Raw genomic sequence first — 25,143 nt, forward strand, 5'->3', positions numbered from 1 at the left:
CCCTCGACCCCTCTCCGTGTCGACCCCACCAGTACCCACCCGCCCCGGTAGCACGAGCTCACACGCCGCAGAGGCACAGCATATTTGCGGCCTGTCTGGGCACAGCGTGGACCTGAACACGCGAAAGGCCACCGCACATGACAGCGAACCTCGCCGCCACCGTCCTCGGAACGCCCGATCCGCCGGCGCTCGCCGACTTCTATCGCGACCTGCTCGGCTGGATCGAAGTCAGCAGAGAGCCCGAATGGGTTCGTCTGCGCCACCCCGACTCGGAGCGCCCCGGACTGAGCTTCCAGCTCGAAGCCGACCATGTGCCGCCCGTCTGGCCGCAAGGTCCAGGAACCCAGCAAATGCAGACCCATCTCGACATCCAGGTCGACGACCTCGACCGGGAGGTCGAGCGCGCCCAGAACCTCGGCGCCACCATCGACGCACACCAGCCGCAACAAGGCGTCCGAGTCATGCGCGATCCCGACGGACACCCGTTCTGCCTCTTCTTACCGGGCCACTAGAGGCTCACAGGAGCTCAGTGTCGCAGAATCTCGGTCGGCCGGTCGGGGTACCGCAGAGGTATGACTGAACTACCGGGGGTATTCGCTCGGCCCGATGGGGTGGACGACGCGACGGTCGCGGCGGTCGGCGCCTTCACGTCGGCGATGGAGACCGTGATCAGGGCACGCGGGGCGCTGTACGAGTTCCATCAGCTGACGGGCAAGGCAGACAACGAACTGGTCGAGGCAGTCCGACTGCTCCGCGAGGCCGGTCACGAGCAGGTAGCCGACGACCTGGAGAAGGAACTCGTCGGACGCAACGTCAACGACGGGCGGTGGACGTTCCAGATCGTCGAGGACTACGAGCAGACGTACTACGAACCCTGGGCCGCACATCACCGCACGATCCGGCGCGAGCTGACCGGAGATCACCCACACCAACTCGAGGCGGAGATGAAGCGGGAACGCGCGACGCCCGGCGAACCCCATCACGGCTTCTGACCATCCAGTCTCTGGAGAGCTCAGCTCGTCGGCTTCTTGGCCTTCTTGGATTTCGGCGCCTTTGCCTTGTGCTGCTTGGCTCCGTTCACTCCCGTGCCGCGATCCTGCGACTTGCCCGTGGACGGAACGGTGGTTGGAACGTGCGTGCGCGCGCTGCGCTCAGCCTCCGGTGTCGACCGCGTCGATGCACGCGTCGGGGTCGGTGTTGGTGTCGGTGTCGAAGGTGGGACCCTCTGCGGCTCGGCGGCGTCGGCGGGCGCGAGCTGGTTCGTTGCCGGCAGCTCGCCGCCTCGGGTTCCCACGACGAGCCCCGCGGTTGCCACGAAGACCAAGGCGAGGAGTGCAGCCGCCCCGACAAGCCTCGGCTTCGACCCGCTTCGACGTACCGGCAGACATGCCGTCGTCGCGTCCGCGAAGGTCGTCGGAGGTACGCCGTTCGCGACCTGACGCGCGGTCGGTCGCCGGCTCGGGTCCTTGTCGAGCATCCAGAGGATCAGCTCGTCGACCTCGCCGCTGAGATGCGGCCGAAGCTCGCTCGGCAGCGAAGGTGCGGCCTGCACGTGCTGGTACATGATCGAGGCTGGTGACTCCGCCATGAACGGCGGATGACCTGTCACCAGTTGATAGAGCACGCACCCGAGCGCGTAGACGTCCGCCGGAGGTTCGGCCGGGTGCCCCAGCGCGCGCTCCGGCGCGAGGCAATGACTCGTACCCACGATCTGGCCCTTGGACGTCATTGTCGTCGTCTCGTCGTCCAAGACTCTGACGATCCCGAAATCAGCGAGCTTGACGGTCCCGTCCGCAGCCAGCACCAGGTTCCCCGCCTTGACGTCGCGGTGCACGATGCCGAGATCGTGAGCGGCAGCGAGACCGGCCGCAGCTTGCCTGACGACGCTGAGCGCCATCTCCACCGAGAACGGACCGTTCCGTTTCAGCTCCTCGGCCACGGACCGGCCGTTCACGAGTTCCATCGCAATGTAGTAGCGGTCCTGCTCGCGGCCGAAGTCGTAGGTGGCGACGACATGCGGATCCTGGATCCGCGCTGTGACACGCGCTTCCCGCAGAAATCTGTCCGGTCGGACCAACGAATCCAGACCTGGAACCGGCCTCATCAGTTTAAGCGCTACCGGGCGATCGAGTACCTCGTCCGTGGCCCGGTACACCTCGCCCATCCCGCCACGTCCAAGCACATCGTGAAGCCGATAGCGGCCGGCAACCAGCTCCTGATCTGTGTTCCCCACGGCACGTCAGTACCCTCGCGCACACCGCACCATTCGCTGTGTTCAGCCGTCAACGGGCCTCCGTCGTACGACCGAGCGTTAGCCCGAATTCCCCGCGGGTACCGGAACGGCGCGTTTCCGCTCGCACGATCCTGTCGAGTCCGTTGGAGGTTGTCATGCCCGGGAAGTCGGCGAACGTGAAGAACGAGAAGCAGTACGAAGCGCTGAAGGACAAGGGGATGTCCAAGGAGCGCGCCGCGAAGATCGCCAACTCGCCACAGTCGAGCAAACACGGCGGCCAGCAGAGCGGCAAAGGCGGCGACAGCAAGCAGGGTGGCACGACCGCGCAGAAAAAGAAGGCCGGCCGGAAGGGTGGAAAGGCCGCAGCAGACAAGAGCTGAGGAGGAGACGTGATGAGTACCGACGTTGTCGACCTGATCATGCAGGACCACCGCGAAGTCGAGAGGCTGTTCGACGAACTGAAGGACAACCCGGAGAAGCGACCGAACCTGCTACCGGTCCTGACTACTCTGCTGACGGCCCACAGCCGGGCCGAGGAAGCCGAGGTGTACCCGGTCGCCGCGTCCGAAGCCGGCGAGAAGGAAGAGGTGTCCCACAGCCAGCAGGAACACATCGAGGCGGACCAACTGCTGGCCAAGCTCGCCGAGACCGACCCAACCTCGAACAAGTTCGACAAAGTCCTCCAGAACCTCATCGACGCCGTCTCGCACCACGTCGAAGAGGAAGAGACCAAAGTCCTGCCCGGCATGCGGTCGAACCTTTCGGACCAGCGCCGCTCCCAACTCGGCGAAGCCTTCATCGCCAGCCGCAAACAACATCTCGGCGACCAGCCCGGCGACATGACCCGCAGCGAACTCGCCCAGCAAGCGAACAACGCCGACCTCTCCGGTACCTCGGGCCTGTCCAAGGACGAACTGGAGAAGGAAGTACGCAAACACGGCGACCTCTAGACCTCCTCCGCCGCCGCCGGCAGAGCCCGTTCACATTCCTCTTAGGGATTGCATTCCAGACTCATTTCCACACCGCGGACACCTTGACCAGTTGGGGAGCATCAGGCCGTCCGAGATCGCCGGCTGGATCGCTGACCTGGACGCTCGATGTAGATCGTCGACCGCGCCTCCCGCGTTCATCGTTTGCACGGGACCTTGGAGGTCGCTGTCGACGACTAGCTCGTCTCTTCTCCACTTTCTCCCACGGAACAGACTGCCGACCACGCCCCAGCAACCTACTGGGAGGCGGACGGCGGCCCGGACCTCGACGGTCCTGGAATCGACCTCTGACCTGCGGAAACGTCAGCGGATTCGCATGCCCGAAATCGCCCGTGCGACCACCAGCCGCTGGATCTCCGACGTGCCTTCGAAGATGGTGTAGATCTGTTCCAGGTTCGCGGTCGACCACCGAACGGATGTCGATTGTGTCCTCTGGCCTGCGATCTAATGTCGCACTGCGTCTCGACGATGACCACCGTTCACCAACCTCGGACGGAGCTGTCACGGAGCTAGAACTTGCCTCCAGCAACTTTGCAGCGCGGTTTCGCTTGGTTTCGCGGTCGGCCCACGAACCGCGTACCGGGGGTGGACGTCGGGCACGTTCGTCACGGTCCAGAGCTCGCCAGCGGCCCAACGCAGTATTCGAGTCGCGTCCAACTCCCGGATCCGCTTCAATCTACGTATGCTGGATCTGCCCCCTCTGCGCGACGGACTCGGTGCGCAACGCGCCGCACAACTTCTGGACGAGGGAGCGGCTATCGCGTCCAACATCAGAAGTATGAGTCCGGGCCAGGGCCTTGATGGATTCCGCGACGACTACCTGCGACATACGGACGACCTGAGCCGTCGTCTCGCCCAGGTATTCGACTACAAGTCTCCAGACGCCAACGGTGAAGCACTCCCAACGTCTGATTACGTCCGTACGGACGAGTACTGGCGCATCCGTGGTGCCGATATCGCGATGCCTCGGCTTGTTGCCTTCATCCATGAAGAGGCCGAGGCTCTGGAACATCGGTTCGCGCAGCTCCGTGACCGGATGCGCGCTGAAGACGCTCGCTGGGGCCGCCGTAGCTGCATACTGGCTGTGCCCGACACAACCATGTTCCTGACGAAGGACCTGCCTATCGGCGACATCGACTGGCAGACCTCGCTCGACGCCACAGAGGCGGGCGTAGCACTGGTGGTTCCTCTCGTCACCATTCACGAACTCGACCGCCTCGAGCGGCAAGGGAACTCGACCACCGGGACTGCGGCCCGCAAGTCGATTCAATGGCTGCTCGAGCATCTCCCCGGGAACCCAGACAAGCCGTCGCAGCGGCTTCCTAGCTCCGGCAGGCGAGACACCACGATCGAGGTTTATGTCCACCCTGGCCCAACGCGTCCGTCCGACGCCGACGGCGTCATTATCGATTTCGCCCGTCGACTCGCTCCCATCACTCGCTTGCCGTGCCGTTTGGTAACGAGAGATTTCGGCATGAAACTGCGCGCGCAGCATCACGGGTGCGACGCCCAACTCCTCCCCGCGCCAGAGCCAGTCAAACGTCCGTCAGCTGCGCGTTGACACGGCTCCAGGGAGCTGCCGGTACAGACGGTGCCGGCGGACGGCCACGGCGAAACGAACGCCAGCCTGACAGATGTCTGAGCGGCCCGGCGGTTGCCAGCCCCAACACCAAGATAAAAGGCTGACAACCGCCGCAGATAGACGTGATGAGGATTGGCGGAAGACATCTACTCGCGCACGGAGTCGCGTGGGTGGCCTAGCAGGTGCTTTGAATCCGCTTCCAGGCGCTGCTCCCCGCCCATGTGATGGCAGTGTCATTCATCCACACGCGGTAGTCGCCGATACCGGGGAAGGACCGACTGACGGCCGCCTTACCCGCGGCGTCGGTGGTGAAGGTGGCCACGTTGGTCCAGGTGCTGCTTCCGACGGTGCGGTACTGGATGGAGCCGGTGGCGCTGGTATTGGAGACGTATCCGTTCCACTTGGCAGCGTAGCGCGTTGATACGGCATTGAAGGTGATGGTTGCGCAGCCGGTGCCGAACGCCCAAGATGCGAGTTGGCCGGTGGACGACAGTCGGAAGTCGATGTCGGGTGGGTTCACGAAGGTGACGTCGGTTTGTGCGGCGTCAGGCTCAAGATGGCCCTTCCAGGAGCGCACTCCGAGCGGGTCGCCGTCGAGCACGTACTCCGTCACCTGTGACTCGTCGAGGAACCAGATGTCGCCCAGTGGCGTGGTTCCGGCATAGGCGGTCCAGGTGGCTTCGAACGGACTGCCTCCGCTGCAGGTCTTGTGTGCGGGCAAGGTAACGGCTGGCGCGTTGATGTACCCCTTGCCGCCGACCACAGTGAGCGGCGGCAAATTCGCCGCCGCCTGGGATGCGGATTTGACGGGATTAGTTCCGGTACTCCAGGTGAGAGCACAAGTGATTGTGGCCGCGGTCGTGGCCTCGGCCGGTGTTTGCGAGGCATGGAGGCCGATTCCGGCTACCAGCAGACCTGCCAGGGCGCAGGCGCCGATCGTCATTCGTGTACGGATGCGGTTCATTCCTGCTCCAGCTCTATCCAGTTGAGTCCGCTATCGGAGATCTCGACCGCGTAGTCGTCGTCTTCGGCGCGGAGGACGTTGCAGACGCCGTTGATGAGGCCGCGCATCGTTCCGTCCGGCCATCCGGGCACCATGAGGTCCCACGAGGTCCGCCAGACGGTGCCATCCGGGCAGTTGACCAAAAACATGCCAGTGTCGTGCTTCGCGAACGGCAGGCCGGGGTGGCCGGCATCGCGTGACCAGGTCACCGGGAACCTCCACTCCTGGGAGATCCAATCCGTGAACATGAAGTGGAAGTCGTCCGGAAACAGATACATGGTCGGTAACGCATCGTCGCTGTTACGGGCACCGTCATGCCAGGAGTAGAGGATCTTAAGGCTGTCAGGAAGTGGAATCTCCGCGGCCTCAGCGATCGCTGCGAGCTTGTCCGAGTCCGCAGGTGGGAGGAGCTGATCGCTGAGCAGCGGATGCTGGGACAGCAGCGCTTCGAGCTCACTCAGTGCGCCGATCAGGGTGTTCTGGCTCATCGATTCGCCTGCGCCTTCGGTGGTGGGGGGTTCTGGTCGGGCACGTGGGGCCCATCGAAGATCTCGACCCTGAAGGTATCGTCCGGCAGCAGCCGGTCCTTTGCGTACCAGGCCCCGACCCACGAACCGGAAAGCTGATTGTCACTCGACTTCACGTAGCGCACGGAATAGTTCAGGTTGGTTCCGCCTTGCCCCGGGCCTGCAACACCCAACGAGCCCTCCTTGGTGCTTGCAAAGGGGAACTCATCGCAGTCTTTGCCAGAGTTCGGCGGCAGGGTTCCATACGCCTTGACGCAGGCAGCCTTCGACGCAAGCCGCTGATCGGAAGTCAACTTGTCGTCCCACTGCCGAGTCAAAATCGAAGGGATCGACTTGGTGACCCCGGTCGGCGGCTTGGGCTCCGCGTTCATGGGATCGTTCTGGGCGTCGCGGATGTGAAGGGCTGTTTCGTCAATGTTCTCGTCGTTCGCGTTCAGATGGAGAACCGATCCCGCCCAGTCGAAGATGCATGCACGCCCGTACACCCTCCCAGACACATCGCCGGCCGAGTCACAGCGAATGCCTTGGTGCACACGGGGAACGACTCCCGGATCGGTCACCCCGGCATCGGTCGACCAGGCCAGGGTAAACCGCAGAAGGCCCTTCATGATCGCGTACGGATTGCCGGAAGATGCGGTCTGCTCGGATCGGAGCGTGATCGCTTGCGGGTGGTCCTGGAGATACCTGATGGACTGCGGCTCGGTGTGTCCCGGAGTGAAGGTGCAGGTTCCCTTCAGTTCAGTCAACTCGCACGAGGGATTCCACTGGAGCCTCGTGTTGTCCAGGTTCATGGTGTGTGGCCATCTGTCGCGACCCTTGTCGATGAGGATCTGAGTCGTGAACTGCCGGTCATTCTCCGGGGCCTGCGCAAGGAAGGTCGCCCGGAACTGGACCGCGCCGATCAGAGAGCCGTCGTTCACGTCATTGGTCAACAGCGTGATCTTGGTCGAGGCGCACCACTGGAAGTGGTTGAAAGCAAAACCTCGCAACTCCTCTGCAAACTCCTGGTGTCCTGCCGTCTCGGCACGGCACTGGTCGAGATCCAGGAACGTGAACGGGTCTTGAGGGCGGGGTCCCGGATAGTCGGACGCGGCCTTCCGGACAGGAACGCTCGGTGTCCCTGTCGGCGTAACCGGAGATGTCGGATCAGACGTGCCGGCTACGACGCCTAGAGCGCTTACTTCTGCCGATCCAGCAGTCGCCGAAGCCGTACTGATTATTGGGACGCTCAAAACAAACACAGCACTGACGAGCAAACAGAACAATCTCATTCATGCTCCTCTGACGGGGCGGTCATCAACACCGGCATCGCGAACGCTGCCTTGCCCGTTACGGGTTCTGCAGCAAGCTGCAGACACCCTTGACAGGTGCCGTCAGAGATCACGGCGACGCCTGGAGCTGCGCGAGCCGTTCCCGGTGCGCTACGTCGAGCACAGGCTCGGGCGCCAGATAAGCCGCACGTTGCTGGCATCACCGCAACTGCGGAGTACTTAGGTCTCCGCCGGCGTGGTTCCTTCCGAGGCACGACCGATCTCTTGCTCCCCCCAACTACCTCCTGGGCGCCGGACGACGGCCCGTACCTGAGCGGACGCAGCCCGGAGGCCGTGGGCGAATTCACTAGTCCAGGCCAGTTGGCCTCCACCACGAAGCAGTCGCACTCGCGGTAGCGCGAGAAGCGGGCGATAGCCCGCAACCCCGTCGGCGGTAGTCGGCAAGGGATGCTCTGGCGCTGAGCCAGGGGTGGGGGGTAGCGCGTAGCAGGTGCGGGACGGAGCGGAGCGACCGGAGCACCTGCGTAGCGCGCCGGGGGGTGTTTACCTGATGCGCATGCCGGAGATGGCTCGGGCGATGACGAGGCGCTGGATTTCTGAGGTGCCTTCGAAGATGGTGTAGATCTCCTCGGTGCCTGCTGGAAGGTTGCGGTGGGTAGCGCGAATCTGGCCCTGACCTGCGGTTTTGATACTCAGCACTTACCGTCCGTTCCTGTTGATTGCCAACGTGCCACGGAACTGCCACGGAACACCGAGGCTCGGCGACACCCCCGAACATTGCCCCGGGTTGCTCGAAGCTGATCAAACGATCCGCGCCAGCGCCGTACAGCAGGACTCGGGCTCAGCGCACACGACGCGCGGTATCGGCGACCCGGGCGGCAGCTGTGTGCCGCGTTGGTGGTGACTCCCACCGTGTAGGCGCATCCGGGCCGATGCTCCCTACCCGACGGCATGGCCGCTGGAGGCACGCGACTTCGCTGGCGGGCTAGTCGGGGCGTGCTCTCTGAGTGCGTCCCACGATGCGTCGGTGGGGCGTGGGATGCTGCCACGATGGCCCTTTACCTGCACCGCTCGGAGCGCACGGACGTGCTCGCGCGCGGACTGGGTGAGCTGCTCGCAGAGCCGCTGGCCGATCCGTTCGCCGAAGAACTCGTCGTTGTCCCAGCTCGGGGCGTGGAGCGTTGGCTGTCGCAGCGGCTCGCGCATCGGCTGGGTGCCGCACCGGCAGGTGGTGACGGGGTGTGCGCTGGGGTCCGTTTCATCTCGCCGCGGTCCCTGGTGTCCGCGGTGCTGGGACTCGGCGACGACGACCCGTGGGCGGCTGAGGCCATGGCTTGGCCTCTGCTCGCCGTACTGGATGAGTCCCTTGACGAGGTGTGGTGCGAGCCGGTCGCGCGGCACCTCGGCCATTTCGAGACGGGGACCGAGGCCGAGCTGCGCCACGGCCGGCGGTATGCGGTCGCGGCACGGCTGGCACGGCTCTTCGCTGCGTACGCCGTTCAGCGGCCGACGCTGCTCGCCGACTGGACCGAAGGACGCAACACCGACGGACGCGGAGCAGCAGTCGACGACGACCTCGCGTGGCAGCCCGAGCTCTGGCGACGAATGGCCGACCGAATCGATGCGCCACCACCGTCCGTGCGGCACACGGAGACGCTCACCGAGCTCCGCGATCAGCCGAAGTCGTTCGATCTTCCGGAACGTCTGTCGCTGTTCGGGCACACCCGGCTCCCGGTTACGGAGGTCGAACTGCTCTCCGCGCTGGCTGAGAATCGCGACGTACACCTGTGGCTGCCGCATCCCAGCGGTGCGCTGTGGGAACGCCTCAAGCTCGCCGGGATCACGACAGGTGATCGATCGCTCGACAAGAGTCATCAGGAGGCTGACCAGCCGCTGCTGGCCACCCTTGGACGAGACAGCCGCGAGCTGCAGTTGACGCTCGCGACGACGTCGCCTGTCGACGAGCACTCCGCGCCGCCACCGGCACCGGACACTTTGCTGGGTTGGCTGCAGCAGGATCTGCGCGACAACACCGTCTCCCCCGCCGGTCGGAGCTTGGCGGCGGACGATCGGAGCGTCCAGGTGCACGCTTGTCACGGCGCTGCCCGGCAGGTCGACGTACTACGTGACGTCCTGCTCGGGATGCTCCAGGCCGATCCGACGCTTGAGCCCCGCGACATTCTCGTCATGTGTCCCGACATCGAGACCTACGCACCGCTGATCACGGCTCGATTCGGGCTTGGTGACCTCGGCGGGTCCAGTCATCCCGCGCACCGACTCCGGGTGCAGCTGGCGGACCGGTCGTTGACGCAGACGAATCCGCTGCTCGGGATCGCGTCCCAGTTGCTCGATATCGCTGGGAGCAGGGCCACCGCCAACCAGGTGCTCGACCTCGCCCAGGCCGACCCGGTCCGTCTCCGGTTCCGGTTCACCGATGACGACCTTGCCACCATTACCGCCTGGGTCCGCGACTCGGGCGTCCGGTGGGCGTTCGACCGCACCGACCGGCAGCAGTTCGGCCTGGCCGACTACCCGCAGAACACCTGGCGTTTCGGCGTCGACCGGGTGGTCAGTGGCGTGACGATGTCTGCCGATGCGCATGCCTGGATCGACACTGCGCTTCCACTGGACGACGTAGGCAGCACCCGGATCGATCTCGCCGGCCGATTTGCGGAGTACGTGGATCGCCTGCAGGTGATCGCGAATCGTCTGGACGGCGCCCGGCCACTCGCCGACTGGCTCGACACACTCCGCGCCGGCATTGAGCAGCTGACCCGGGTCGGCCCCGACGACACCTGGCAGAGCGGCCAGGTCCAGCGCGAGTTCGCGAGCGTTGCCGCCGATGCCGGCAGCCTCGCCGGTACGGCGCTCAGGCTGCCCGACGTCCGGGCGTTGTTGTCCGCTCATCTGACCGGCCGACCGACCCGCGCCAACTTCCGTACCGGCACGTTGACCGTCTGCACGATGGTGCCGATGCGGTCGGTCCCACACCGGGTGGTCTGCCTGCTGGGTCTCGACGACGGCGTCTTCCCGCGCTTCGGTCTCGCGGACGGCGACGACGTACTGGCAAGGTGCCCCGTCACCGGCGAACGCGACGTTCGCAGCGAGGACCGCCAGCTCATGCTCGATGCGATCCTCGCCGCCGGTGAGTCTCTGGTGATCACCTACACGGGTTCGAACGAGTATTCCGGTCAGCCGCGGCCGCCTGCTGTGCCGCTGGGCGAGTTGCTCGACGCTCTCGACGGCTGCACCGAGTCGAACGTTCGGGACTCGGTCCTGATCAGGCATCCACTGCAGCCCTTCGACGACAAGAACCTGGAGCCGGGTCGGCTCGGCCGGCCGGGTCCCTTCACGTTCGACCCGATCGCGCTGGTCGCCGGGCGAGCCGTGGCGGGATCCCGACCGCCGCGGCCGGAGTTCCTGTCCGGTCCGCTGTCCTTGGCCGCGGGCGACGACGTGGCACTCGCGGACCTGCTGGCCTTCCTCCGTGATCCGGTGAAAGGATTCTTCCGCGCGCTGGATCTGACCTTGCCCTGGGAAGTCGACGAGGTGGCGGACGCGATGCCGGTGGAGATCGACAACCTGGAGAAATGGTCCGTCGGCGACCGGATGCTGCGCGACATGCTGGCCGGCATCCACCCCGACGTCGCGCTCAACGCCGAGTGGCGGCGTGGAACGCTGCCGCCCGGCCGACTCGGCTGGCGGACGGCGACCGAGATCCGTGACGCCGCGCGCGGGCTCGCGGTCGGCGCCCATCCGCATCGCCAGGGCACCCCGCGGGCGTTCGACGTGGATGTTGACCTCGGCAACGGCCGCCGCCTCACCGGCACCGTCCCCGGCCTGTACGCGTACCGGCTGGTGTCGGTCACCTACTCGCGTCTCGATGCCAAGCAGTTGCTGAGCGCGTGGGTGCAGCTGCTCGCGCTGTCCGCCAACGACGAGGACCACAACTGGACAAGCATCGTCATCGGCCGAGCCGCACGTGGCCACGCCCCCGCGGTCCGGCTCTTCGGCCCGGTCGGTGCGGAGGCGGGTGCGCTGCTCGCTGATCTGGTCGCGATCTACGACGCGGGCCGCCGGGAACCGTTGCCGTTGCCGCTCAAGACGTCGTACGCCTGGTACCAGGCGCGCCGGACCCACGATGACCCCGCGATTGCCGCGGGCCGCCGGTGGCGCCCGTCGAGCTATGACGGCGAGAACGCCGATCCTGCTCATGTCCGCGTCTGGGGCCCCAACACGTTGCTGAACGTGTTGCTGCAACCGACGCGCCCAGGTGAAGAGCAGCCAGGCGAGTCGACCCGGCTCGGGGCCTACGCTGCCCGGCTCTGGGGACCGATGCTGCGCTTCGAGCAGGGGGCGCCATGATCGAGTCGTTCGATCTGCTCGGTCCACTGCCCACAGGCACCACCGTGCTGGAAGCCAGTGCCGGCACCGGAAAGACCTACGCGCTCGCCGGATTGGTCACCCGGTACGTCGCAGAAGGCGTCGCCCGGCTCGACGAGATGCTACTGATCACCTTCGGCCGGGCAGCGAGCCAGGAACTCCGGGACCGGGTGCGCACTCAACTGCTGGAGGCCGAACGGGCCACGGCTGCCCCGGAACGATTCGCCGATGACAGCGGTCTGCTCGGCTACCTCGCGCGCGGCAACGCGGAAGAGGTTGCCGAACGCCGAAGCAGGCTCCGCGACGCGCTCGCCAACTTCGACGCCGCGACCATCGCGACGACCCACCAGTTCTGCCAGCTCGTCCTGCGCTCACTCGGCGTCGCCGGTGATACCGACGCCGGCGTCACCCTCGTCGACGACCTCGGACCGCTCGTCGCCGAGGTTGTCGACGACCTGTACCTGGCGAAATTCGGCAGCTCCGCGCAGCCACCGCCGATCACCCGAGCCGTCGCTCTCGAGATCGCCACCAAGGTCGTCGGCAACCCGCATACCCGGCTGGTACCCGTGACGCCCGCCGTCGGCTCACCCGAGAGCGTCCGCGTCGACTTCGCGCGAGCCGTTCTGACCGAGATGGAGCACCGTAAACGCCGCCTCGGCATCCTCGGGTACGACGACCTGCTGACGCGGCTTGCCGATGCGCTGAAGGACCCCGCAGCGCCCGCGCGTCAGCGAATGCAACGCCGCTGGTCGGTGGTCATGGTCGACGAGTTCCAGGACACCGATCCGGTGCAGTGGAAGGTGGTCGACGCCGCGTTCAACGGGCACAGCACGCTGGTGCTGATCGGTGATCCGAAACAGGCCATCTACGCCTTCCGCGGCGGTGACATCGCGACGTACCTCACGGCCGCTGGAACTGCTGGTGAGCGCCGCACCCTCGACATCAACTGGCGCAGCGACCAACCGCTCGTTGACTGCCTCCAGGTCGTGCTGGGCGATGCCCGGCTCGGCCACGACGACATCATCGTCCACAAGATCGCCGCGCATCACCAGGGCCGCCGGCTCGCCGGTGCGCCGTCCGACGCGCCGTTCCGGCTGCGGGTTGCCCGTCGGGAACAGTTCGGCTCGGCCGCCCGCAAGAGCATCCCGATGGACGACCTGCGCGACCACATCGCCCGCGACCTGGCCGCGGATATCGGTCGGTTGCTGTCAGCCCGAGCGACGTACGAGGATCGCCCCTTGCGCGCGGGTGACATTGCCGTGATCGTCGAGGCACACAAGGACGCCCGGGCCTGTCGCGAGGCACTCGCCGCCGCCGGGATCCCCGCGGTCTACTCCGGCGACCTCGACATCTTCGCCTCGCAGGCCGCCAAGGACTGGTTGTGTCTCCTCGAGGCGTTCGAGCAACCGCACCGCTCCGGTCTGGTCCGTGCCGCGGCGACCACCATGTTCTTCGGTGAGACCGCGGAGAGCCTGCACGCCGGTGGTGACGAGCTCACGGACCGGATCGGCCACACGCTGCGCGCCTGGACCGACCACTTGCGGACGCGCGGAGTCGCTGCTGTGTTCGAGGCCGCGCAACTCAGCGGGATGTCAGAGCGGGTGCTGGCCTGGCGGGCCGGCGAGCGGGACATGACCGACCTCGCGCACCTCGCCGAACTTCTGCACGAGACCGCACATCGCGAGCGGTTCGGCCTGCCCGCGTTGCTCGACTGGTTGCGTGCCGAGCACGGAGGCAAGGGACAAACGACCGAACGCACGCGGCGGCTCGACAGCGACGCCGCGGCCGTTCAGATCATGACCGTCTGGGTGAGCAAAGGCCTGCAGTACCCCGTCGTCTACCTCCCGTTCGGCTTCAACCGCCATATCTTCGACGACGAGGAACTCCTGCTGTTCCACGAGAACGGCGTACGAAGTCTCGACATCGGTGGTCGGAAGCACAGCGGCTACAAGGCCAACGAGCAGCGCTGGCGGACCGAGGTCGCCGGTGACGACATCCGGCTCACGTACGTCGCTCTGACTCGTGCGCAGTCCCAGGTGATCGCCTGGTGGGCGCCTTCGTGGGATGAGATCAACGGCGGCCTCTCGCGGCTGATGCGTGGTCGCAAACAGGGCGATCCAGTAGTCCCCGAGAGCTTGCCGCGGGCGACCTCGGATGACGACGTGCTCGTCTGGCTTCGGCGCTGGCAGCAGGCCGGTGGACCAGTCGTGGAGGAGTCAGTGATCGGCGAGCGTCTCGAGCCCGTGGCGGCGGAGCTGCCGCGCGGGCTGACAGTCGCGTCGTTCTCCCGCGAGGTCGATCTTGCCTGGCGTCGTACGTCGTACTCAGGGCTGATCCGCGCCGCCGAGCAGCAGGTCAGCGGCGTGGCCAGCGAGCACGAGGACGGCGGGCTGGAGGACGAGTCGATCGACTCTCTGCCTGCGCCGGGCGTCGTACCTGGCGAGGCGCTGCCGTCTCCGATGGAAGGGCTTCCGGTCGGGGCAACCTTCGGTTCGCTGGTGCACGCTGTGCTCGAAAACGCCGACCCGCAGGCACCTGATCTCCACGCCGAGCTGGCCCGATGGGTCCGTGAACAACTGCACATGTGGCGGGTCGAGGCGGCGCCGGACGTCCTGGCGGAAGCCTTGCTGCCCTTGCACACCACGCCACTCGGACCGCTGGCACCCGGACTGACCCTCGGTGCCCTCGGCCTGAGCGACCGGCTCCGGGAGCTGGAGTTCGAGATTCCACTCGCCGGGGGCGATCTGGCCGTCGGCGCCGACGTACGCCTGGCCGATGTCGCGCCGCTGCTGCGCCGTCACCTTCCGGCGGCCGACCCGCTCGTCGCGTACGCCGATCGCCTCGAACAACCCCTGCTCGGCCGACAGAGCCTGCGCGGCTACCTCTCCGGCTCGATCGACGTCGTACTGCGGATCCCGCACGGCGACAGCCACCGCTTCGTCGTGGTCGACTACAAGACCAACCGACTCGGCGACCCCGAGCAGCCGGCCACCTCAGCGGACTACGGACGCGAGCAGCTCGCAGCCGCAATGCTGCACTCCGACTATCCCCTGCAGGCCTTGCTGTACTCGGTCGTCGTGCACCGGTACCTGCGGTGGCGACTGCCGGCGTACGACCCCAACCTCCATCTCGGTGGGGTCATCTACCTTTACCTACGAGGAATGTGCGGCCCGGACACTCCGGTCCAGGACGACCACCCGGCCGGCGTTTTCAGCTGGCCAGTGCCGCCCGCCCTGGTCATCGAGCTGTCAGACCTGCTCGACGGGAGGACCTTGTGACGACGACCGTCGACGAGTTCGACGTCTCGCTGGCGCTCACCGCTGCCGGGAGGTTGCGCGACTTCAACCAGGCCGGAGTGCTGGTCGCTGCCGACGTCCACGTCGCGACTCGGCTGACGTCGATGCTGGGCGAAACGGACGAATCGGTCGCCCTCGCGTGCGCGCTGGTCGTCCGGGCAGTGCGCGCGGGCTCCGTCTGTCTCGACCTCACCGAGATCCGTGAGGAGGTCGGCCCGGACGGCGCCGACCTGGACTGGCCCGACCCCGACCAGTGGCTGGCGGCCGTCGCAGCCAGCTCACTGCTCGCCGCACCGCAGCCGCTTCGGCTCGAAGGCACTCTCCTCTACTTCGATCGGTACTGGCGAGAGGAAGAACAGGTCGAACAGGATCTGCGCCGCCGATCCGCCCAACCGGCGCCGGCGATCGCAGACGAGGATGCACTGCAGGCAGGACTCAGCCGGCTCTTCCCCGGTACGTCGTACGACGAGCAACGGATCGCAGCGGAGACCGCCGCGAGGCAATGGACGACCGTACTCACCGGCGGTCCGGGCACCGGCAAGACCACCACCGTGGCAGCCCTCCTGGCATTGCTCGCCGAGCAGGCGGAGAAGGCCGGCCAACGCCAGCCGTGGATCGCGCTGACCGCACCGACCGGCAAGGCCGCAGCTCGGCTGGAGGAAGCGGTCCGCGGCGAGATACGCAATCGCCTCTCCGACGTGGACACTGCACGGCTGGGCGACTTCCACGCGCGTACCCTGCACATGCTGCTCGGCCGGCGCCCGGACTCGTCGACCCGGTTCCGCCACAACCGCGACAACCGGCTACCGCACGACATCGTTGTCGTCGACGAAACCTCCATGGTTTCGCTGACGATGATGGCCCGCCTGTTGGAGGCCGTAAGGCCCGACGCCCGGCTGATCCTTGTGGGCGATCCCGACCAGCTCGCCTCTATCGAAGCCGGTGCCGTCCTTGCAGACCTGGTCGAAGGACTGGTCGCCGGCGGACACACGCAGGCAGCCGAGCTGCGCACATCCCACCGGTTCGGCAGCGAGATCGGCGACCTGGCGCTCGCAGTCCATGAGAATCGCCCGGACGATGTCCTCGCCGTACTCCGCGGCGGTGGCGAACGGGTCACGTTCATCGAGGACGAAGACCCGCGAGAGGTACTGCGATCCGCGCTGCTCCCTGACGCACTCGCGATCCGGGAAGCTGCCGACGCCGGCGACGCCGATGCCGCCTTGGCCGCACTCCAACGCCACCGCCTGCTCTGCGCCCACCGCGACGGCCCCTGGGGCGTCACCCACTGGAACCGGACCATCGAGCGCTGGATCACCGAGGAGACTGAAGACCCGCTCTGGGACAACTGGTATGTCGGCCGGCCAATCCTGGTCACCGCCAACGACTACGGCCTCGGCATTTACAACGGCGAGTTAGGCGTCACCGTGCGACGACCGGACGGCTCCCTGCGCGTCTACATCGACAGTACTCGCGGCCGCCTCGACTTCTCCCCCGGTCGCCTCGGCAACGTCGACACCATGCACGCGATGACGATCCACAAAGCCCAAGGCAGCCAGGCCGCCGAAGTGACGGTGCTGCTGCCCGGCGAAGACTCTCGACTGCTCACCCGCGAACTCTTCTACACCGCCGTCACCCGCGCCCAGGACCAGGTCCGCATCGTCGGATCCGAGGCCACGGTTCGTATGGCCCTCGACCACCGTGCGCTCCGAGCCACCGGCCTACGTCAGCGCCTCGCACGACGCCGCGCGGATGACGATTCCGCTGGCGCTCCCCAATGATCAAGGTGCGTGTTCGCACTCGGACGCCATTGTGGGGCCCTGCTGAGCAGAGACTGTGGCGGCCGGCCGGACGGCCCGCCGGGGTGGCGGGCCGTCCTGGTGTTTCGGTCGGGTGGGTCAGCCGTCGCTGTCGGCGCCTGGGATGTAGGCGCCTGGGACCTCGTCCGGCGCGTAGATCCTCGTGTCACCTGGGTAGGGTTTGGCGAACTCGTGCGCCTCGTACCACGAGAAGCGGTTCATCTGCTCGGGGTGGACGGAGTCGACCTTGGCGTTGTCTCCCGTGAAGGGCTGCTTCGCTTTCCACGCCTCCCATTGCGCGGCGACCGCTTGGTTGGGCGCGGCAACCTTGCCCGTCGGCGCGGGCGCGGCGTTCGGATCCTGCGCTGCCGGGGTGTCCGCGCCGCAGGTCGGCAGTGTCGACAGCCCCTGGGTCAGCGGGGTCCGGTTGGGCAGCACGGTGAACGGCGTGTAGTCGGGTTTGTCGGTGAACGCCGCACGCATCGGAGTAGCGGCGCTGTCCTTCTGGTTCATCGGGTGGATCCCGAGGATCTGCTCGATCGTACGGATCAGCGTGATCTGGGAGTAGTAATGGCTGTCGACGGTTCCGTGCTGCGCGTACGGGCTGATGATCTGGATCGGGGCACGGTGGCCGTCGACGTGGTCCACGCCGGCCTGGGAGTCGTCCTCGACCACGAAGATCGCGGAGTCCTTCCAGTACTTGCTGTGCGAGATCTCGTCGACGACCTTGCCGACGGCGAGGTCGTTGTCCGCGACCTGGGCGGGACCGGTCGGCCCACCGCCGGTGTGGTCGTTGGGGAACCAGAACATGTTCAGGTTGGCCGGGCCGTTCTTCTCGAAGTCCCGTTTCCAGATCTCGTACCGGTAGATGTCCGGGATGCTTAGGTCGCCACCCGGGTAGCCGTGGACCGAGATGTCGTTGAGCGACGGGATGTCGACGTTCGAGTACATCGGGTACGCGGTGCTCTGGTTCGGGTTCGCCGCCATGTTCTTCGTGTCGCAATACAGGTTCTGCCAGCTTGCCGCAGCCGGTTTGTTGTTCATCTGCATCTGGTACTCGCCGAAGTCCCGCGCGGTCTTGCCCGCCGCCTCGGCGCCGGTCCAGAGGAAGCCGCTCTTCTGGTGGCCGAGTACGTCGTTGTAGGAATCGTAGCTTCGCTGGTACTCGCCGGCCGTCGACTCGGTGTACTCCGGGTCGTCGGCCTGCATCAGCCAGCTGTGGCCCTCGGCCGAGTTCGTACCGATGTCGTAGGTGTTGTCGTAAAGCCCGAACTGCCTGGCCAGCGCGTGCTGGTTGGGCGTCACGTTCTCGCCGTACTGCGTCAGCGCCGGGTCACCGTTGCCTTCGGGCATGTCGCCGTACACCTGGTCGTAGGTCCGGTTCTCCTTGACCAGCAGGAAAACATGCTTGATCGTCGAAGGGTCGCCGAGCTTGACCGGTACCGCGACCGGCTTGGCGCCGTTGCCCGTTGCCTTCTGCACCGAGTTCGGCGTCCAGCCGTTCTGCTTGAAGACCTGCTGCGTGTAGGTCCTGATGACACCGTCGTCCGGCAGCTTGAACTGCTGCAGGCTCGAGGTCGTGTCGTGCGTGGTGTGGTTGCTGCTGTTGCGCAAGGCATCGATACCACGGGTGTTGGAGACGACCACGTTGCCGCCCGCGGTGGTGATCTCCGATGGGAAGTAGTCCGTCGGGAGCAGGCCGATGTAGCTGACCGGCTCCAGCGGGCTCTTGTACCGGTAGACGGCGACCGCGTTGGCGCGCCCGAGCGTCACCAGCAGACGGCCGTTGTCGGTCAGGGTCACCGCGGTGGGCTCGTAGCCCACGGAGGCCTCCGGCCACGGCTGAGTGGCGATGGTCTGAACGACCTTGTCCTTGGACGCGTCGATCACCGACACGCTGTTGGTGGCGGTATTTGTGACGAACACCGCACCGTTCTTAGCGTAGACAGAGGTCGGGTGAAGACCCACATCGATACTCGTCGCAGCGGCTGCCGGGTTCGCCAGGTCAACAACGCTGACCGTGCCGGTGGTGGAGGAACCGGTGAACGGATCGGCCGGTACGGCGGTGCCGTACGAGTTCATCGTGGTCTCGGCCCGCGTGGTCGTGGTGCTGATGTCCCAGCCGCTGAGCTGCAGGAGCGGGTCACCGTAGTTCGCGGTGACGTTCAGCCGGTAGTAGCCGTACGCCGTGGTGTTCTTGAGCGTGTAGCTGTTCGTGATGTACCGCGAGTCGAAGCGCTGGTCGGTGCGCTTGTCCAGGTCGGTCCACCTGGTGCCGTCGTTCGACCCTTGCAGGGTGAAGTCCTTGGGGTCGCGGCCCGGCGAGTCGTTCGCCGAGGTCAACGAGTAGTGCACGACCGCCGCCGGCTTGGCCAGCTGGTAGGTCACCGACCCGGTCGGCTGCTTCGACAGCCACTTGGTCGACGGATCGTGGTCCTTGAGGTTCACAGCAACCTCGTTCGGCGGGTTCTCGCCGCTCGCGGTGACTGCGCCGACCTGGTCGAGCAGGCTACCGGGCATCGGCTTCGCCTGGCGGCCGCCCTCGTTGCTGACGTACAGCTTGTCACCGACCTCGACCATTCCGCGCGGGGCGATGCCCACGGGCCAGCTCTGCTGGATCGCGCCGGTCGCCGCGTCGAGCGCGATCACCCGGTTCTGGCCGTTGACGGCGACGTACACGGTCTTGCCGTCGGCCGAGAACACCGGCGCGCCCGACAGCGCATGCTTCGAGCCCTGTGCCGCGATGGTGATGTTCGTCGGGTTGGCGAGACTGCCGTCCGGGTTCACGGTGAACTTCGTGAACCCGTCGATCCGGCCCAGCCAGAGCTGCGCACCGTCCGGCGAGTACGTCGGGCCTTCCTGGCCGACGTCGCCGCCGCTGACCCGGAGATCCGACTGCGCGTTGTTACCGGCGTACTGCTGCACCTTGTAGTTCTTCAGGTCCACGATCGCGAGCACCTGCCCGCCGTCGGTGAGCGAGGCCGCGAGGTGCGTCCCGTCCGGGCTGACCGAGGACGACATGATCTTGCCGTACGGGAGAACCAGCCGCTGACCGATCGGCTTGATGTACTGGTTGTCGGAAACGACCTGGCCCTGATCGGTGGTCTGACCAACATGCTCGATGCCGAACTGCGTGGTCTGCGCGAACGCGGTGGTGCCGGAGGCGACGGCAGCCAAACCGGCTACCACGAGGAGCGGTATCCGGCCCTTACGCCGCGTGAGAAGGCTGGAGCGCACCTTCACACGCCGTTGACGTGTTACTCGCATTGACTGATCCTTCCGAGCGACCGCTGGAAAGCAGTTCGACCGCGCTGTCGTCCTGCCAATGAGTCCGATGGATCCCCGCTGGTTGTCTGTGCCGCGCAACGGCGATCCGTTGCGCTGACTCCCCCGCAGGTCAGAACCTGCGGAGGAAGCTAGGCACAGCACGTGGCGCAGCTCTGGCAGCCGAACGAACGCAAGGGAAACCTGAGACGACCGCACAAGCCTGCGTTCTCAGGAACCGAGAGTTCCCATCGCATCCAGGACCCGCCGCGTTTGGTCGGTCCTGCAGGTCAGGTCGGATCCTGGCGACCGGCCAGGGCGACTGCTTGCGTCTCGGGAAGTCCCAGAGTCAGCAAGCTGGTGATCGTCGCCGCTCGTGCGCCGACGGCGCCGTCCGCGATCGCGAACACCACGCCATAGGCAACCTGGCTCAAGAGGTCTGCCGGTAGATGCCGTGCAAACACATGGCTGTCCTGTCCTCGTCGCACGAGCTGCGCAAGGAGCTCGTCGACCGGCCCGAGCAGGCCGTGGATCGCCTCGCTGTACTCCCCCCGGCGCAGCGCCAGCAGTACTCGATACCGGTGCGTCACCGGCCAGACGCGGGCGATGAACTCAGCCCACGCCACGTCCGCTCCCGCGCCGGATGCATCGACTTCGGCGAGCACGGCCGTCATCTCGCCAACGGCCCGTTCCGTGAGCGTCCCGATGAGATCGAGACGCGTAGGGAAGTGGCCGTAGACCGTGCGGCGGACAACACCAGCAGCGGCGGCGATGTCCCCCATTCCAGCGTCGGGATTCTCGCCCAGCACCTCCAGAGAGACGTCAAGGATGCGATCGCGCGTCTCCTTCATCGAGCGCGCCCGGGCAGACTCGGTGGCCATCACCACAGTGTTGCACACCAGTGTGCAACGAAGTAGATTGCACATCAGTGTGCAATGAAAGGTGCGCCGCTCCCAAGCACAGGAGAAGGAGAAGTAGGCAATGCCCCCATCGACGCCGCCGACCTCGGCTCTCGTCCGCCCGTTCACCGTCTCGATCCCGGACTCCGACATCGCCGACTTGAAGCAGCGACTGGCCAGGACCCGATGGCCGGATCCCGAAACCGTGGACGACTGGTCGCAGGGTGTTCGCACAGCTAACGCGAGATCGCTGGTGGACTACTGGCAGTCCGGCTATGACTGGCGGCGCTTCGAGTCCGAACTCAACAGGCTCCCGCAGTTCCTCACCAGGATCGATGGGCTGGACATCCATTTCATCCACGTCAGATCCGAGAATCCCGGCGCAATGCCCCTGCTGCTCACCCACGGGTGGCCGGGCTCGATTACCGAGTTCGTGAAACTGATCGGCCCACTGACCGATCCGGTCTCGTTCGGGGGCGACGTAAGTGACTCGTTCGACGTCGTCGTCCCGTCGCTCCCCGGGTTCGGATTCTCCCAAAAGCCGAAGCAGACCGGGTGGAACGTGGCACGCATCGCGAACGCCTGGGCGCAGCTGATGAAGCGTCTCGGGTACGCCGAATGGGCCGCGCAAGGAGGCGATTGGGGCGCCGTAGTCACCACCGCCCTCGGCGCAATGCAGCCTGAAGGGCTTCTGGGAATTCACCTCAACACCCAGTACGCCTTCCCGGAACAGACGCCCGCCTCCTTGTCGCCCGAACAGCTCGACGCCGTGCAGACTCTCGCTCTTTACACTGGCGACCTCGGCGGTTCGAACCACCTTCAGGGCACGAAGCCCGAGACAGTCGGGTTCGCCCTCGCGGACTCTCCCGCCGGCCAAGCAGCCTGGATCTACGAGAAATTCCAGTCCAAGACCGACAACCACGGACTCGCCGAGGACACCCTCAGCATGGACGACATGCTCGACGCGATATCCCTCTACTGGTTCACCAACAGCGCAGCCTCGTCCGCCCGCATCTACTGGGAGAACAGATCGGCCACCTTCGCCGGCCCGAAACTGACGCTCCCAGTCGCAGTGACCGTCTTCCCGAAGGACATCCCACGCCTGCCACGAAGCTGGATCGAAGACACCTACAGCAACCTGATCCACTACGGCGAGGCCGCCGCAGGCGGACACTTCGCAGCCCTGGAGCAGCCCGAGATCCTGGTCAACGAAATCCGCACCGGCCTACGCTCCCTCCGCTCGTGATCCCGTGAGCCCGCGCTGCCGGGGGGAGAGTCCATGGTGTCCCTTCTCCGGTTTCTGGGGCTGAAACGCTAGAAGTGAGCCCGCCCGCGGCGAGAAACTCTCTGTTGAGCGACCGGGAAGGGGCGGGTAGGCGATGACCACTGAGGTGGTGCGGGCGGGCAAATGGGGACGCGTTGTCCGGCTGGGAGTCGTAGTCACAGGATTAGGGATGGTGATCCACGGCACGGTCCGCGGTACCGATGATCTCTGGCCGTTCGGGCCGATGTCGCAGTATGCGATGTCGATCCCGAGCAACGCCTCGATCGACTCCATCCGCGTTGTGGCGCGTACAGACGCGGGCACGACAGTCGACGTACCGCTGGACACGAACGGCGCCGGGATACGACGGGCCGAGATCGAGGCGCGTACCAGCGCGATCATGGCAGACCCGTCGCTCCTGCAGTCCGTCGCGGACGACTGGGCGCGCAAGCACCCGGACAAGCCGAAGTACGTCCGGCTGGAACTGGTCCGCGATACCACCACGTTGGCGCACGGCCGGGTCTCCGGCCGCCCGGCCTCAAAGGTGCTGGCCGTCTGGCAGGTGCAGAAGTGAGCTGGTTCCTCCCGCCGGTCGCGATCGCCCGGATCGCCTGGTTGCGTACCATCCTCTATCTGTTCGTCATCCTCGACATCCACCTGTTCGTCAACGACACAAGGTTGAAGGGCAGGTCGCCGGAGCTGTACCAGCCGCTGTTCCTCGCCCGTCTCCTCGACCTCCCCCGGCCGAGCGTCCCGCTCACCAACACGCTGTACGTCGTACTGATCGTGGCCTGTCTCGTCGGGGCAACGAACCGGCTCCCCCGCCTGGCCGGCTGGACGGTCGCGCCGGCGTTCACGTGGTGGGTGCTGATCGGAATGAGCGACGGCAAGGTCGACCACGACCACCTCGCCCTCGTCGTGGCGTTATGGGTTCTCCCTACTGCCGGCCAGGCTCGGTACGACGATCTGCGGACGAGCGAGATCGCGGGTTGGGCTGTGAAATGCATCCAGCTCGCCGTTGTCTCGACGTACGCACTTTCGGCACTGGCCAAGATCCGCAGCGCGGGGTGGGCGTTCACCTGGCCCACCAGTTCAGTGCTGACGTGGGCGATCGTCCGACGCCCGAACCCGGTCGGCGAGAGATTGCTCGACTACCCCTGGCTCCTCCACATCCTTCAATGGGTCGGCTTCATCGGCGAGTTGCTGTCGCCGGCGGTGCTCTGGCTGAAGGGACGGTGGTTGTTGCTCGCGGCACTCTTCTTCCTGGGCTTCCATGCAGCGAACACCGCGATGCTCGGGATCCATTTCCTGCCAACCGTGGTGTGCTGGCTGGCCTTCGCACCCTTGGAACGCCTAGGGAAATTCGTCACGCTCCCTGCGAAGGCGATCAGCCGCAGGGAAGAACCACCGTTGCCCGTGCGGAGTTCCTGATGCGTCAACTCTCACCAACGCCGAGAGCGGTGAGCAGGACCAGCACGATCGTCGTCACGGCGAACAGACCGTGGATGTACACGACAGGCCGAGGCAGGCTCGACTCAGCGGTGCTCGATGCCGGCCCCTTGCGCCACCGCAGGAACATCAGATCACCCAGAACGGCGATCGCGATCAAGAACACGAACGCCACCCAGGTCAGCGCCTCGACGTCGGCGACCGTGTAGACGATCCACAGCACCAAGCCTGCGGCCGCCAGCGCGAAGTGGCCGAAGATCAGCCCAGGCGCGAATCCGTCGGAGCGCACCGCACCACTTCGGGCAGCCTGAACGCCGCCCTTGGAGATCCACCGGTACAGCATGCTGAATCCGAGTCCTGCCGTGACCACCCAGGTCACCAGAGCTGCAATGGCCATCAGGTCTGCCCCCTCTTGATGGTTCTGGAATCCCGGTACCCCTCGAGCTGTGTACCTTCGTCGGCGACTCGGACGCCGTACCTGTAGGCGAGCTTGCCGCCGAGGTACCCCGACACCGCCAGGGCGGTCAGGCTGACCAACGACAATGCGATCAGCCCCCAGCCCACGTGCAGCGGGGTGCTGCGCCGGAGGACGTAGCTGATGGAGTACGCCGTAGTCACGCCGAGGTTCAACGACATGTGCACCGTGGCCGTGCGGAAAGCCCGGGTCCGAGGCGGTATCGCGAAGTAGTCAAGGAGTCCGAGCGATGCCGCCGCGAGTGCCCCCAGCACGCCGAGCGCGATCAGCCAACTGGAACCACGCGCCAGGAACGCGCCGTCCGCGACGACACGGGATCCCAGGTCGAACACCAAGCTGGCCGTCCAGCATCCGATGGGGATCGCGACCACGGCCGGGTGCAGCGGGTGGCCGTACGGGCCGGCGAGTCCAGTCACGGGCCGCTTGGCCTGTCGCATTGGTTCCACGCTGCCTCCCGATCGCCGTCGACGCTCGCCATGCACCTACTGATACGTCAGCGAACGGATCCTGGTTCACTCGACGCGATGGACGGCGGTCCCCGTTCTCCCCCATCGGCCTGCGGCCAAAGTCAAACGTTCGAGCCGATGGCCGCAGAGGTAGAACCGGGCAAATCTGATGGGTCGCCGAGTTAGCATCCGGCCGCGTCGCCGCCCAACTCACGAGTATTAGATAACGGCAGCGCGCTATTGACGGATCTCTAGCCCGCCGCGCC

20 protein-coding genes are annotated in these 25,143 nt (G+C 66.1%); 11 read left to right on the top strand and 9 right to left on the bottom strand.

All coding sequences use genetic code 11. The annotated features are described in order from the left end of the window. The first annotated feature begins 137 nt into the window (after positions 1-137). Both AC0662_RS08870 and AC0662_RS08875 read left to right on the top strand, forming a co-directional pair. Positions 138-512, top strand: a complete 375-nt coding sequence (locus AC0662_RS08870) for a VOC family protein (protein ID WP_452196735.1) — start codon at positions 138-140, stop codon at positions 510-512. 60 nt (positions 513-572) lie between these two features. Further along, on the top strand, positions 573-992 hold the full coding sequence (locus tag AC0662_RS08875; protein WP_478299477.1) for a hypothetical protein: 420 nt from the start codon (positions 573-575) through the stop codon (positions 990-992). A 20-nt stretch (positions 993-1,012) separates the two neighbouring features. Here AC0662_RS08875 and AC0662_RS08880 read toward each other — a convergent pair whose 3' ends face one another. After that, positions 1,013-2,233 (bottom strand): serine/threonine-protein kinase, encoded by a 1,221-nt coding sequence (locus tag AC0662_RS08880; protein ID WP_478299479.1) that lies wholly within the window; start codon positions 2,231-2,233, stop codon positions 1,013-1,015. Positions 2,234-2,388: 155 nt separating this feature from the next. Between AC0662_RS08880 and AC0662_RS08885 the strand changes: the two genes are divergently transcribed. From AC0662_RS08885 to AC0662_RS08895, 3 genes are all read left to right on the top strand, one after another. Then, positions 2,389-2,613 (top strand): DUF7218 family protein, encoded by a 225-nt coding sequence (locus tag AC0662_RS08885; protein ID WP_452196738.1) that lies wholly within the window; start codon positions 2,389-2,391, stop codon positions 2,611-2,613. A 12-nt stretch (positions 2,614-2,625) separates the two neighbouring features. Next, positions 2,626-3,183, top strand: coding sequence for a hemerythrin domain-containing protein (locus AC0662_RS08890; protein ID WP_478299481.1), 558 nt, complete (start codon positions 2,626-2,628; stop codon positions 3,181-3,183). Between the two features lie 721 nt (positions 3,184-3,904). Further along, a complete protein-coding gene (locus AC0662_RS08895; protein ID WP_478299483.1) occupies positions 3,905-4,783 on the top strand; it encodes a PIN domain-containing protein in 879 nt (292 codons plus the stop codon). Between the two features lie 196 nt (positions 4,784-4,979). Here the strand turns inward: AC0662_RS08895 and AC0662_RS08900 are convergent, their stop codons facing one another. The 4 genes from AC0662_RS08900 to AC0662_RS08915 form a co-directional block, all read right to left on the bottom strand. Beyond that, on the bottom strand, positions 4,980-5,768 hold the full coding sequence (locus AC0662_RS08900; protein WP_478299485.1) for a hypothetical protein: 789 nt from the start codon (positions 5,766-5,768) through the stop codon (positions 4,980-4,982). Then, positions 5,765-6,295, bottom strand: a complete 531-nt coding sequence (locus AC0662_RS08905; RefSeq protein WP_452196742.1) for an SMI1/KNR4 family protein — start codon at positions 6,293-6,295, stop codon at positions 5,765-5,767. The genes AC0662_RS08900 and AC0662_RS08905 overlap by 4 nt, the downstream gene beginning before the upstream one ends. Beyond that, a complete protein-coding gene (locus AC0662_RS08910) occupies positions 6,292-7,605 on the bottom strand; it encodes a NucA/NucB deoxyribonuclease domain-containing protein (RefSeq protein WP_478299488.1) in 1,314 nt (437 codons plus the stop codon). Before AC0662_RS08910 ends, AC0662_RS08905 begins: the two co-directional genes overlap by 4 nt. Before the next feature lie 543 nt (positions 7,606-8,148). After that, entirely contained in the window at positions 8,149-8,304 is a 156-nt protein-coding gene (locus AC0662_RS08915; protein ID WP_452196744.1) for a hypothetical protein, read from the bottom strand. Positions 8,305-8,655: 351 nt separating this feature from the next. Here AC0662_RS08915 and recC point away from each other — a divergent pair, with 351 nt between their 5' ends. From recC to recD, 3 genes are read left to right on the top strand one after another with little or no spacing between them, the layout of a single operon-like run. Next, the gene (gene recC / locus AC0662_RS08920) at positions 8,656-11,970 is read left to right on the top strand and encodes an exodeoxyribonuclease V subunit gamma (RefSeq protein ID WP_478299490.1); all 3,315 of its coding nucleotides are present in this window, start codon (positions 8,656-8,658) and stop codon (positions 11,968-11,970) included. Beyond that, the gene (locus tag AC0662_RS08925; RefSeq protein WP_478299492.1) at positions 11,967-15,266 is read left to right on the top strand and encodes a UvrD-helicase domain-containing protein; all 3,300 of its coding nucleotides are present in this window, start codon (positions 11,967-11,969) and stop codon (positions 15,264-15,266) included. Before recC ends, AC0662_RS08925 begins: the two co-directional genes overlap by 4 nt. Further along, a complete protein-coding gene (recD, locus tag AC0662_RS08930) occupies positions 15,263-17,062 on the top strand; it encodes an exodeoxyribonuclease V subunit alpha (RefSeq protein ID WP_478299494.1) in 1,800 nt (599 codons plus the stop codon). The genes AC0662_RS08925 and recD overlap by 4 nt, the downstream gene beginning before the upstream one ends. Positions 17,063-17,179: 117 nt before the next feature. On the opposite strand, the gene AC0662_RS08935 is transcribed toward recD, so the two are convergent. After that, entirely contained in the window at positions 17,180-20,257 is a 3,078-nt protein-coding gene (locus tag AC0662_RS08935; protein WP_478299496.1) for an alkaline phosphatase family protein, read from the bottom strand. Between the two features lie 377 nt (positions 20,258-20,634). Then, positions 20,635-21,225 (bottom strand): TetR/AcrR family transcriptional regulator, encoded by a 591-nt coding sequence (locus tag AC0662_RS08940; RefSeq protein WP_478299498.1) that lies wholly within the window; start codon positions 21,223-21,225, stop codon positions 20,635-20,637. A 100-nt stretch (positions 21,226-21,325) separates the two neighbouring features. Between AC0662_RS08940 and AC0662_RS08945 the strand changes: the two genes are divergently transcribed. The 3 genes from AC0662_RS08945 (at position 21,326) to AC0662_RS08955 (ending at position 23,938) form a co-directional block, all read left to right on the top strand. Then, complete coding sequence (locus tag AC0662_RS08945) at positions 21,326-22,489, top strand: epoxide hydrolase family protein (RefSeq protein WP_478299500.1); 1,164 nt, start codon at positions 21,326-21,328, stop codon at positions 22,487-22,489. Between the two features lie 133 nt (positions 22,490-22,622). Next, positions 22,623-23,081: a hypothetical protein gene (locus AC0662_RS08950; RefSeq protein WP_478299502.1), complete on the top strand. Its 459-nt coding sequence runs from the start codon at positions 22,623-22,625 to the stop codon at positions 23,079-23,081. Continuing rightward, positions 23,078-23,938 (top strand): hypothetical protein, encoded by an 861-nt coding sequence (locus AC0662_RS08955; RefSeq protein WP_452196753.1) that lies wholly within the window; start codon positions 23,078-23,080, stop codon positions 23,936-23,938. The genes AC0662_RS08950 and AC0662_RS08955 overlap by 4 nt, the downstream gene beginning before the upstream one ends. A 4-nt stretch (positions 23,939-23,942) precedes the next feature. On the opposite strand, the gene AC0662_RS08960 is transcribed toward AC0662_RS08955, so the two are convergent. After that, positions 23,943-24,353 (bottom strand): hypothetical protein, encoded by a 411-nt coding sequence (locus AC0662_RS08960; RefSeq protein ID WP_478299504.1) that lies wholly within the window; start codon positions 24,351-24,353, stop codon positions 23,943-23,945. Further along, positions 24,353-24,868: a DUF2231 domain-containing protein gene (locus AC0662_RS08965; RefSeq protein WP_478299506.1), complete on the bottom strand. Its 516-nt coding sequence runs from the start codon at positions 24,866-24,868 to the stop codon at positions 24,353-24,355. The genes AC0662_RS08960 and AC0662_RS08965 overlap by 1 nt, the downstream gene beginning before the upstream one ends. Positions 24,869-25,143: the final 275 nt, after the last annotated feature.

The organism is Kribbella sp. NPDC043289, assembly GCF_056436705.1.